Source organism: Paenibacillus sp. 2RAB27 (assembly GCF_052115445.1).
In the GTDB taxonomy this organism is placed as follows: domain Bacteria; phylum Bacillota; class Bacilli; order Paenibacillales; family NBRC-103111; genus Paenibacillus_E.
This window is the reverse complement of the sequence record NZ_JBFRGR010000037.1, coordinates 38,996-52,421: the sequence shown is the minus strand read 5'-3', so window position 1 is coordinate 52,421 and position 13,426 is coordinate 38,996. Positions and strand designations below refer to the sequence as shown.

Here is a 13,426-nt window from a genome sequence, read left to right as displayed (position 1 = left end):
GCCTTTCTTCTGTTCCCGCATGTCCAAAATTGGAACGACGGAGTTTAATAAGCTTACTTTCAGAACGACAACTGTTATCCAGGGAAACGGAATCCTGCGAATGAGTGAGTAAAAGTGAGATAAACCCTTAAAACCGAGGGAAGGGCAGTATAGCAGAATACGATCATATTTATGGTAAACATTACAAATTAAGAAAAAACAATAAATACACAAATGTGCTAAAGCGTTCGTACTGAGACGATATTTTATATTTCATTGTATGAAACGGGATTGGATCTGTAGCATGCGTGCTGAACAGGAGATCGAAACAATCCAGCTTCTAACTATTGCGGAGCTCGCGTCTGCAACTCGACGTTGATAACCCTAAGTATTAAAGATGAGGCTTGCATATACGTGCGGCCTTTTTATTTTCGAAAAATCATGAAGGAGTGTTTTAATAATATGAATAACGTACTTCAGCAAGCACCAGTTAAAATAATAAATTGATTCTGAGAAGCTAATACTACTATCGCGATAGTAACTGTTATTCGATCAGCAGGTGAAAGGAGAGATTAATCATTTTACATTATTACTTTTCTGATAAAGCTCATATTTTTTGGGATGATGTGATTGAATCTGTAGTGATTCGCTGGAGTTATTTAGCTCATGAGGAAGATTTTCGCCTCCCCCTTAATAAATTAGTTGAACTTGCAGCGATAAAAAAGGCAAAAAAAGCATTATTCGATGAAAGCCATAGTCTGTTTATAGCAAAGGAGACACAATGGTTGTCTGACGAATGGTTTCCTAGATTATTAGACGCTGGCATAGAAATTATAGCTATCGTCTTTCCAGAGAAAACAGTTTCTAATATCGACGTAGGACAATCTATTGAAAAGAAAGATTCAACTGAATTGCTTTATCGTGAATTCGATAATATTCACAGTGCAGTCAGCTGGCTATCATCAGTACCGATAGGGTGCGTTAATTAGCAATTGAAATGACTTAAAAAGGTTTACAGTCATGCAAACATAAATTTTACTAATGATATTAGACAAAACTGGGGATAATTTCATTGTCCCGGAATTCTCGTGATACCGGACGACAGTAAGACAAGAAATTGTATAAACTGATCTCCGGAGGGGCCAATGGTAAATAATACGGATAAAATTTGTCAAAGAGCGCGAGAACTTGCCTTACAGCATACGCCAATGTTAGTGCGAATCGATCCCAAATACATATGGAATCAATTTGAGAAAAACATAGAGAGTTTAAGGGATTTTGTTATATCGTTGCAAAACAGTCCCGCAAGTTGTGCCTTACCAGCGGAAGAATGGCTGCTTGATAATGCTGAATTTATTGAGGAACAAGCAATAGAAGTAAAAGCTAATTTTACCAACCGCTCTTTTGATTACTTACCTTCTCTTCAAAAGAAGGGTATGTTACGAATCCAGTGTCTTTGTGAGGATTATTTGGAGCAAGTTGACGGTATATTGGATGAGGAAACCCTTGTATCCTTTATGAACGCATATCAAGAAGTATCGGCGTTGAAACTTGCTGAAACCTGTTCCATCTCACTCATACTAAGGATGTCTTTGATAGGAAGGCTATCTGAAACGATGGCACTTGTCCGGGAACGTCGGGAGGTTTGCGTAGAAGTTGAACAGTTACTTTCAAGAATAGAACCTACCAAGTTAAATCCAGAGACGATTAACGCAGTCTTAGAAGAAGTAGAGCAACAAGTACCGCTATCAGGTCCATGGATCGTCCATTTGATTAGTCACTTGCGGGAGTGGGCAGAGGATTCAGCGACAGTGCGGGAATGGTTAGTTTGCAAATTAGAGAATAGTTCTATTGATCTGGACCGCATTGTATCGTACGAGTATCAGCTTCAATCCTCCTTTCAGGTTAAGGCAGGTAATTTAATCAGCAGCTTGCGAAAAAATGAGCGTATGGATTGGAATAGCTTATTTGAACGCATTAGCTTGTTAGATCAAACGTTTCGTCATGATAGTACGGGTGACTATTCGCTTCTTGATTCTTATAGCAGGAACGAAATCCTTAATCGAGTTGAAAAATTAGCACATCGTATGCGCATACCCGAAAATTTGATCGCAAGACATGCAGTAGCTCTTTCGAAGGAAGAGCATGAACGGTGGAGTGAAAAAAAAGGGCAGGCAAATGACTTACCACGATCGACGTTTGTGGCTTATTTTTTATTTGAACCAGCTGGAATCAAGAAGTTAGAGCATGCCTTGCGATTATGCAGCAAAGCTAGACAAGTGCGTGGAATAGGTATTGCCAAAAGATCAACTGGTACCTATTTATCTCTGTTAATCGGACTGTTCATGCTTGCACTTTTTGCCTTTGGTACTTGGATTGGCGGAACAAGAGGCTTTACATCGTTAGGGTGGGCCGTTGTTTTGCTTATGCTTTCTCTTCCGGTAAGCGAATGGGTCATTACGTGGCTCCACTTTGGCATTGAGCGAATGATACGCCCTCGGCCTTTACTGCGTTATGATTTTTCGAACGGAGTACCTTCCTCTGCAACCACGATGGTCGTCATTCCGGCGATTTGGTCGACTACAGAGGAAGCGGAAGAGCTTGTTGATCGTCTGGAAATTCATTATTTGGCCAACCGTGATCCGAACATACATTACGCTCTTTTGGGTGATTTTACTGATGCTGCGGAGGAAACGCTTCAAAAGGACGAAGCACTTGTTACTTTTACGAAAGAAAAAATTGCGACACTCAACCGAATGTATGCGAACCCAGAAGGAGCAACCTTTCATTTCTACCAACGGCGCAGAAGGTGGAACCCTGTGGATGAAGTATTCATGGGATGGGAACGAAAACGCGGAAAATTGGTAGAATTCGTCGAGTTGCTGAAAGGGAGCAAGATGACGAGTTTCGACTCTCTGATAGGTGATACGGCAGAACTACCGCCAATTCGCTACATAATAACCTTGGACGCGGATACACAGCTTCCGATGGGTAGCGCACAGAGAATGATTGGTACGCTGCATCTTCCTTACAACAGACCACGCTTAAATCAAGCGCGAACTAGGGTCATTGAAGGATACGGAGTACTGCAACCCCGGATTGGAACTAGTTATGAGTCGGCCATGCAATCGAGGCTTGCTTACATTTGTTCGGAGCCAGGATTGGACCCGTACGCCTTTGCCGCTTCAGATCCTTATCAGGATGCAATGGAACAAGGGATTTTTACGGGAAAAGGTATTTTTGATGTGGATATATTTGCAGAGCTTTTATGTGAACGTATACCGGAAAATACCGTGCTTAGCCACGATTTGCTTGAAGGAGGCTTTTTGCGGGCAGCTCTGCTATCGGATGTTGAACTGATCGATAACCACCCATCAAAGTTTCTAGTTTATCAGCAGCGATTGCACAGGTGGGTCCGAGGAGATTGGCAGATGCTCTGTTGGCTTTTTCCTCATGTATGCGACCGTCGAGGAACATTAAGGCCCGTCGATCTGTCTGCCATTACACGTTGGCAAATCATCGATAACTTACGCCGCAGCTTACTTCCAATTGCTTATCTCGTACTATTCTCACTTGGTTTAAGTGTCCTGCCTGGATCCTCGATAAGTTGGTTTCTTTTCATTCTTGCAACCATGTTATTGCCGATTATCAAGCAACTTGTTCACATGAAGACAGTCATTTGGCATCCACGGAGGGTATTATCTACAGCTTTACACGTGCTAATGAATATAATAACCTTGCCATTTCAAAGTGCGGTTCTTCTCGATGCGATCTGCAAGACTCTATATAGACTGTCAATTAGCAAACGTCGTATGCTTGAATGGACAAGTTCTTCTCAAATTGAACGAAACAATAAGGGAAAACAACAGGCGTTACTTCTAGGATCACGTGGCGGATATGCATTGATTATCCTCTTTGCCATAGCGGTAGCACTGCAGCAGGAAAGTGCGTTAAGATGGCTGGGTTTCACGCTTGGTTTAATTTGGGCATTAGCTCCTCTCGCTGTCCGCTGGCTGGACCAGCCAATTCCACATGATGAACTGCAATTCACACCTGTGGAAGAGGAACAAATGCGTGTGTTGGCTAAACAAATTTGGGCATTTTATGAGGATTATGCAGGGCCTAAGGATCACTTTCTGCCACCGGATAATGTGCAAATGGATCCTCCAAATGGCGTTGCGCATCGCACGTCTCCAACCAATATTGGTTTCTTGTTGACAGCTGCCTTAGCTGCTCGGGATTTCGGATTTATTGATACTCCCGAGCTTGTGGAGCGTTTAGAACGGACTGTGGGCACCGTCGAAAAGTTAGACAAATGGAACGGGCATCTATATAACTGGTACGATACCATTTCCCTTGATGTACTGCCGCCGGCCTATGTCTCAACAGTGGATTCGGGGAATTTCGTGGCTAGTTTGATGACAGTTAAGCAAGGATTAGCCCATTGGCTAAAGAATGATTTCACACGAAGCAAAAATCCATTTACGTCAAGTATTGCTGGCAATTCGGGCTTACAAGTTGAGTTTTCCGTTGAGCTCGATCAAACAAGTCCTGAAGAAGTGACATACATCGGACAAGAAGATCCTCATGTTTTTAACGAAGTGAAGCAAGATAGGAACTCATCACCCAAAATAGCCTTTAGTGATTGGTTAGAGCTCGGCTACAAGCTGATAGATCGTCTCGAAAGATTGATTGTAGAGACAGATTTCAGACCGCTTTATGATTATAAGGCCAAACTTTTCGTACTGGGTTTCCATGCGTCTTCGAACCAGCGGGATAACATTCTCTATGACCTCTTAGCTTCCGAGGCTAGACAGACAAGCTTTGTTGCGATTGCACTAGGGCAAATATCTGTATCCCATTGGAATGCGCTCGGCCGAACGGTAAAAAGGCAAGGGAATCAGATTTCTCTGGTTTCATGGTCCGGTACAATGTTTGAATACTTGATGCCAGGGCTGATTATGCGCACTTATCGGAACACGATCTGGGAAAGTACGTATCGAGGTGTCGTGAACCGACAAATCGAATATGCGCATGAACGGGGTGTCCCTTTCGGTATCTCGGAATCCGGTTATTACGCGTTTGATTATCAAATGAATTACCAATACCGGGCTTTCGGTGTCCCGGGCCTAGGTTTCAAACGCGGTCTTGAGCAAGATTTGGTTCTGGCGCCGTATGCGACAGTCATGGCACTTCCTTTTGCCCTGAGTAAAGGCTTGAACGATTTGCAACGAATGGAGGAACTAGGCGCGCGCGGACAATATGGCTATTATGAGGCCATTGATTTTACCCCTGGACGTATGCCTGAAGGTGATACTTACAAGATCATTCGAAGTTTTATGGCACATCACCAGGGAATGAGTTTACTGACGCTTGCCAATGTATTGCTGCCGAGTAAAATGTATGATCATTTTCATCGCGATAAACGGGTGCAGGCTGCGGAACTCTTGTTACAAGAGCGGATTCCACCACGGAATACCATAATAAATCGTGAATTATCCGGTCAGTCACGAATCGAAAAACCGAAACCGGCTCATATAGCTCCTCTGCGGGAATATGACTCTGCCAATACGGCAGTACCGGAAATAAATATACATTCGAACGGGACACTTACCACGATGATCTCTAATAGCGGCAGCGGGTTCATACGGTTTGAAGGCATGGATGTAACCCGCTGGCGGGAAGACCCAGTGACGGACAACTGGGGAAGTTATATGTATATTCGGGATGTCATATCGGATAAAGTGTGGTCTCCGACTTTTCAACCATGTCGCTTGCCGTCAAATAAGCAACTGGCGCAGTTCGCACAAGATCGATCTACGTTCTTATGTGAAGATGGGGATGTGCACACGACACTTGAAATCTGTGTATCGCCTGATTCGAACGCAGAAGTTCGTCGTTTAACCATTGTCAATAAGGGGAGTGAAGCTCGGACTCTTGAGGTGACGACGTTTCTCGAAATCGCATTAGCGCCTCATAATGCGGATAAAGCGCATCCAGCTTTTACTAAGCTATTTATTGAAACACAATTTGAAGCTGATGCAGAGTGCCTGCTTGCACGTAAGCGTCCTCGAGATGGTGGAGAAAAATCCGTATGGGCGTTCCACACGTTAACGACTGGCGGCAGGCCACTTGGGCCGGTAGAATTTGAAACCGATCGTGCACGGTTTATTGGTAGGGGATATACGTTATCAAGACCTAATGGAATCGCAACCCGACTTGGCAGCACGGTTGGGTCGGTGGCTGATCCTGCATTTATCATGCGACGGCGATTAACGCTACAGGCTGGTGAACAAGTTGAATTGACAGCTCTAACTGGCGTAACAGAGTCGAAGGAGCAAGCAATAGATATTGTGCAGCAGTTGTCTCAGAAACAACAAATCGAACGATCTTTTCAGCTTGCTTGGACGAGGAGTCAAATTGAAGTTCAGCATTTACATATATCTATTGCCGATCTTGCTGTTTTTCAATTGCTTGCGGGTTGTACGTTGTACGCGGCACCATTACGCCCAGAGCGAGAGAGTAGTATTGCTGTTAATCAAAAGGGACAGCAGGGATTGTGGGCTTACGGGATATCAGGTGACTTGCCCATAGTCATAATACGGGTTTCAGATGCAGTAAATCTATCATTTATTAACAAGCTAATCATTGGATTTGAGTACTTGCGTCATAACAGGCTGTTCATCGATCTTGTGATTTTGAATGAATCTGTCGAGGGATATCAGCAGGATTTGCAGGAAGCCCTTCGGCGCATGGTCGAACAAATCATTAGCGGACAAGGATCAGGGCAAGGGGGCGTTCACGTATTGCCCGTCACTCAATTAGCAGATGGCGACAAGTCATTGTTGTATGCAGTATCCCGTATTGTGCTGCGAGCTGACGGTCCAAGTCTAAAGGCGCAATTAAAAGCATCTATTCCGAGCTACACTTCGGATGAGACGATTCTGATAACGGCACCACCAAACCGCTTTGCTCCTGCAAAGGCTGTTGAAACGAATGATCTTCTCTTCTTCAACGGTTGGGGAGGTTTTACGGCAGATGGCCGCGAGTACCATATCGTTCTTAAAAACGGTAATTACCTGCCTTCACCATGGATTAACGTCATGGCTAACCCGAAATTCGGATGTATAACATCGGAACTGTACACAGGGTATACATGGTGGCGCAACAGCCGCGAATGTAAATTGACGCCATGGTCAAACGATCCCTCCATCGACCAACAAGGGGAAGTATGCTACTTACGAGACGAGGAAAGCATGGAATATTGGTCGTTGACACCAGCCCGCGAGCAGCTAACTTCCAGCTATAAGGTCGTATATGGTCGTGGGTATACGCGTTATCATCATGAAAGTCATGGTCTTCTGCAAGAAATGACCGTTTTCGTTCCACTGGACGATCCCGTTAAAGTGATCAAATTGCGATTGCAAAACACAACGTCCGAACAGCGGAAAATATCGGTCACTTATTATGCTGAATGGGTACTAGGTGTGCACCGTGAAGGGAATGCTTCTTTCATCGTCTCGGAATGGGATTCAGAGAATAAAGTACTGACGGCACGAAATACGTATCAAGAGAATTTCCGCGACGCAACCGCGTTTTTAACGATTCATCCGCAAATGGAAGCATCGGCAGAGTGGGAGAAGGGAAACCATCAGGAAGCTGCTAGTACAAATATGGACATGACATGGACATCGGATCGCTTGGAGTTTATTGGCCGGAACGGCAGTATTGATCATCCTGCTGTCATGAACCAACTTCACTTGTCAGGCACAACAGGGCCAACATACGAGGGTTGTGGAGCTATTCAAACCAAATTCGTAATTAAGCCTAATTCTGAACAAATTGTCTACATCCTACTAGGCTGTGAGGATTCTCGTGAAACCGCGGCGGAGCTTACACAGAAGTATCGTCAAACTCTTGTTTGCGATCAGGCATACGAGGATGTGATAAAGTTTTGGGATGATGCAATGGGCACGATTAGGGTCTCTACACCTTGTCCTGAGATGGATATCATGTTGAATAACTGGTTGCTATACCAGACACTTTCATGCCGGATGTGGGCGCGTTCTGCATTTTATCAAGCGGGTGGGGCTTACGGTTTCCGGGATCAACTGCAGGATTCACTAGCGTTGCTCCATAGTCGTCCTGACCTAACACGTGCGCAAATTTTACTTCACGCCAGCCACCAGTATGAAGAAGGCGATGTACAACATTGGTGGCATGAGGAAACGCACCGCGGTATCCGTACTCGCTTTTCTGATGATTTGTTGTGGCTACCATATGCTGTGGTCAGGTACATGGAACATACCGAAGATGAGAGCATATTGAACGAAATCGTTCCGTATCTTCGAAGCGAGTCATTAAGTGAAAAGGAACATGAACGCTATGAGCCGACCGTGTTGTCCGAGCAAAGCGGTACGATCTTAGATCACTGCTTTCGTGCACTCGACCGAGGTTTACGGTTTGGTGAGCATGGGCTGCCGCTGATCGGAATAGGAGACTGGAACGACGGGATGAGTCGTGTTGGCGCTGAAGGACGAGGCGAAAGCGTGTGGCTCGGCTGGTTCTTGGGTCTTGTTTTGTATGGAATGGCTAATTTATGTGAACAACGCAGTGAGCACGAGCGGGCAGAAAATTACAGGCGGATACAGGACAAACTGGCAGATTCACTTAACGAAAAAGGGTGGGACGGCCAATGGTTCCGACGAGCATTCACCGATTCTGGAGAATGGCTTGGTTCCATCCATAATGCGGAGTGTCGAATTGATGCAATCGCACAATCATGGTCCGTCATTTCAGGTTTGTCGCAGGCAGACAAAGCGTTGCAGGCTATGCGTTCTTTTGATCGTGAGCTTGTAGATCGCAGCTTGTCGGTAGCGCATATTCTGTATCCACCGTTTGATCAAACGGATCCAAGTCCAGGTTACATTCAGGGTTATCCTCCGGGGATCCGTGAGAACGGAGGTCAATACACACACGGTGTAATCTGGAGCATCATTGCTTGGTGTGGGCTTGGTGAAGGAGACAAAGCTTTTGAACTATTCCACATGTTGAACCCTATCATGCATACGAAAACGTCATCTGAAGTTCGAAAATATGTGGGTGAGCCTTATGTCATGTCTGCTGACGTGTATACAGAGGAGCCTCATAAAGGTCGTGCTGGATGGACTTGGTATACAGGTGCGTCAGGTTGGATGTACCAAGCCGGCATTGAATGGATTCTCGGTCTGCGCCGTAGAGGAGAAAGGTTGTTTATCTGCCCAAGTATACCAAGAGAATGGCCGGAGTTTGCCGTAATCTACCGTTTCGGAAAATCTGAGTACCACATTACTGTCACAAATGTATTACAAAAGTCCAGTGGACAAACAACGTTATCGATTGATGGAAAGGCAGCCGATATGAAAGAGTTCACTACCGATGACGGTCCTTTCATCCTATTACATGACGATAGTGAAATCCACCAAATCTTACTGTCACTATATTAAATAATGGGTCCCAATCAACGTGGTATGTTGAGATACATGTTTGGTTGCTGTAAATGATGATGAAGTTCAGTCTAGTCAAAAAGATGCTGTTAATGATTACTATCACAACACCAAAAAGGTGTCCTTACTAATTAAGCGTTTATAAACACGCATATTTGATTTGGTCGCTATGCTACGAAGAACTATAGTTCATGCACAACACAACGGCAGCCGGTATTCGATCGGCTGCCGTTAACCGTTAAAGTAACGGGAGGATAATGAAGTAATTCTATGGAATATAATGACCTTCTTCACTCCATCGGCAGGTTAAAATGATGTCAACATTATTCATGACGAAAAGACATTTTGATTTGATTGAATATGTAAGCGCTTTTGCATTACGATAAGAACATGAAATAAACAAAGGGAGGTTATCCTAATGAGTGCGAGTGCTGCACAAAAGCAAGTATCTTCCGGTGGAATCCGGGTGAAAGTACAAGGTTTCGGTCGTTTCTTAAGCGGCATGGTGATGCCGAATATTGGGGCATTTATCGCTTGGGGACTGATTACGGCTTTATTTATTCCTACTGGCTGGATTCCAAATGAATATTTGGCTAAGCTCGTAGGTCCAATGATTACTTATTTACTTCCGCTCCTAATCGGGTATACGGGAGGGACGATGGTTCACGGAACGCGCGGCGGTGTCATCGCTGCCGTAACGACAATGGGGGTCGTCATTGGAACCGACATCCCGATGTTCATGGGGGCAATGATCGTAGGTCCGTTTGCCGCGTGGGTACTCAAGCAGTTCGATAAGTCGATTGAGGGTAAAATTAAATCAGGCTTCGAAATGCTCGTCAACAATTTCTCATCCGGTATCATAGGGGCAATTCTTGCTGTTCTGGCTTACAGCGTTGTTGGCCCTGCGGTACAGGTTGTGAGCAAAGCCCTTGCTTCCGGGGTGCAAGCTTTAGTCAATGCAGGCTTGCTTCCGCTAGCCAACGTACTGATTGAACCGGGAAAAGTGCTTTTCTTGAACAATGCGATTAATCACGGTGTACTGAGTCCTATTGCGCTGGATCAAGCTTCCAAAACAGGGAAGTCGATCTTATTCATGCTCGAGTCGAATCCGGGTCCGGGACTTGGCATCCTGCTTGCATATTGGGTAGTGGGACGTGGTGCAGCGAAACTCTCCGCTCCGGGTGCTGCCATTATTCATTTCTTTGGCGGGATTCATGAAATCTATTTCCCCTACATTCTGATGAATCCGCGTCTCATTCTTGCTGTAATTGCAGGCGGCGTGACGGGAACGTTCACGTTTTCCCTTTTCAATGCGGGTCTGGTTGCACCACCTTCACCTGGAAGCATTTTTGCTTACATCGCTATGGCTCCGAAAGGTGGTATGCTGCAGATTTTCACTGGCGTAATCACTTCTACGATTGTCTCTTTCGCGGTTGGCGCTTTGTTGTTGAAAACATCGAAGCAAACGGAAAGCGAGGATTTGGAACAAGCTACAGCAAGAATGAAAGAAATGAAGCAAGCCCCAGCGGCTGCAGCAGCAGAACAACAAGTGGCTAGTTCCACATCGAAACCGGCAGCAGACGTACAGAAAATCGTGTTCTCTTGTGATGCAGGCATGGGTTCAAGCGCAATGGGAGCTTCTATTTTAAGAAAGAAATTGAAAGAAGCGGCTGTCGACGTCACGGTCGTCAACACCGCAATCAGTGAAATTCCATCTGATGCAGATATCGTTATCACACATAAATCCTTAACGGATCGAGCACGTAATAAAGCTCCGCAAGCTGAACATATTTCGATCGAGAATTTCATGAAAAGTCCGGAATATGATGAACTTGTAAAGCGATTGAGCTAAATACCCCCATCTAACGCTGGCACTTTGCCGGCGTTATCTCCATTTTGTTCGTGAGGAGAATAATCATGAGCCTCTCCAACAGGCATCGTCAAATTATTGAGCTGTTAATGAATCAAAGGGATGATATTACAGCAGGGGAAATTGCTGCCGAAATTAATGTAAGCACCAGGACCGTTCACAGAGAACTGTCCGAGCTGGAGATGATCTTGGCAGCGTATGGACTAGGATTGCAAAAGAAATCGGGTAAAGGCATTCAACTCCAAGCGGAGCCTGAGAAACTTGAAGCGTTTCGACGCATGCTGTATGGCCGGATGACAGTAGAATATTCAGCAGAAGATCGAAGGCTGATGCTGCTTTGTACACTTCTGAAGGAAGATGAGCCCGTCAAGCTATTCACCTTGGCGCATGATTTAGCTGTAACGGTTCCGACGATCACCCACGATCTCGATGAGCTGGAAAGCTGGGTCAAGAAGTCTAATCTGACCCTTGTGCGCAAAAGAGGCTATGGCGTTGAATTGAGCGGTACGGAGGGGAATAAACGCAGGATGATCGCTCAACTTGCCAAAAATGGTCTTGATGAATCGGATCTATTTGGTAAAAGCGTCGTCTCGCACTCCTTGGTAACGCAGCGCCTGCTAGAGCTGATAGGCAAAGAAAACTTTACGAAGGTAGAAGCCGCCTTGTGGGATGCCGAAGATGAGGGCTTAAGCGAGTTATCCGAGGCGGATTATACGCATCTGCTCATTCAGCTGTCGATTGCTATTGCCAGAATTCAGTTAGGCAGACAAATTGAAAATCATCCTGAACATCATTCGCTTGGTCAAAGCAAGCTGCTGAACCATACCATTGATCAGCTGACAAATGTCATTCCGATAACCTTATCGATATCTGAAATTTCCTACATGGCCGACCTGCTCAAACCCAAATCAAATCCGCATCCTAATCAGCTGCTACCCATAGATGAGTTAAGCTATATGGGAATGGTGCGGAAGCTGATCCGCAGGATGGAAAGCAGTCTGGGAGTGCCTTTCAGTGACGATCGTTCCTTACGGGAAGGGTTGCTCACCCATTTGGAGTCAGCGATTAAGCGGCTTCTCGCAGGAGCGACGATTCGCAATCCGCTGTTGACACAAATTAAAAAAGATTATGAAATCCTGTTCGATGCCATTAGGCAGTCGGTTAATACAACCATCACGGAAATTGCGATACCGGATGAAGAAGTAGGTTTTCTGGTTATGCATTTCGGTGCTTCGATTGAGAGACAGAAACAATTCAAACGTAATGTGAGGGCTATTTTAGTCTGCACAAGCGGTATAGGAACGTCCAAAATGTTGGCTGTACGCCTGACGAAGGAGCTTCCGCAAATCGATATCATCGGTCATGCTTCATGGTTTGAAGCAGCGCGTATTCCTGAGAAGGAATACGATTTGATTATATCGACCGTAGATTTACCGCTCAAGCCCGATCAATATATGAAGTTGAGTCCGCTATTAACGAGAGATGAAGCTGAGAAGCTAAGGCTTTTTATTCAAAACGTGACTCTGCAAAAAGAGTCTGGTAAATCCAGCCCGTCGCAGCCGGAATTAGATTCCACAGATAGATTGCATCGAACGCAGCTCTACATTAATGAAATTGTTAACATTATTGATCCATTTATGGTGTATCACATTGAGCAAGTTTTTAAAGGTTTAGAAGAGACACTGAAGGTTATATGCGGTTATGTCAGACAATCTGGAGTAATTGAAGATGTAGAGCCTATCGTTGACCTTCTGCTTGCAAGGGAAAAGTTGAGCACTCAGGTGATCCCTGATACAGGTCTTGCACTTTTTCACATTCGAAGTGAGCAGGTAAAGAAGCCTTCCTTCACGTTGTTTCGATTAACAGAAGACTTGCCGTTAGAACGTGGAATGAAATCAGACGTGAGACAACTGCTGCTTATGCTCGGTCCTCAGGAGCTTTCCAAGGAAAGCTTGGAGGTGCTTAGTGAGATAAGCTCTTTCCTTTTGATTCCTGAGATGATCGAACTATTGAAATCGGGCAGCCAGACGGAGATCAAGCATTATTTATCCCAAGAGCTTGCTATTTTTCTAGAAAATAAAAAATAAATCGG

4 protein-coding genes are annotated in these 13,426 nt (G+C 45.0%); all 4 read left to right on the top strand.

Going from position 1 to position 13,426, the window contains the following annotated elements; genetic code table 11:
* Positions 1 to 605 precede the first annotated feature (605 nt).
* The 4 genes from AB4114_RS30365 (at position 606) to AB4114_RS30350 (ending at position 13,421) form a co-directional block, all read left to right on the top strand.
* Positions 606 to 968, top strand: a complete 363-nt coding sequence (locus AB4114_RS30365; protein WP_441991752.1) for a hypothetical protein — start codon at positions 606 to 608, stop codon at positions 966 to 968.
* Positions 969 to 1,124: 156 nt separating this feature from the next.
* A complete protein-coding gene (locus tag AB4114_RS30360) occupies positions 1,125 to 9,464 on the top strand; it encodes a GH36-type glycosyl hydrolase domain-containing protein (protein ID WP_441991751.1) in 8,340 nt (2,779 codons plus the stop codon).
* Between the two features lie 418 nt (positions 9,465 to 9,882).
* Positions 9,883 to 11,316 carry a PTS mannitol transporter subunit IICB gene (locus tag AB4114_RS30355; RefSeq protein WP_441991750.1) on the top strand — a complete coding sequence of 478 codons (1,434 nt, stop codon included), beginning with the start codon at positions 9,883 to 9,885 and terminating at the stop codon, positions 11,314 to 11,316.
* Between the two features lie 65 nt (positions 11,317 to 11,381).
* Complete coding sequence (locus tag AB4114_RS30350; protein WP_441991749.1) at positions 11,382 to 13,421, top strand: BglG family transcription antiterminator; 2,040 nt, start codon at positions 11,382 to 11,384, stop codon at positions 13,419 to 13,421.
* Positions 13,422 to 13,426 lie beyond the last annotated feature (5 nt).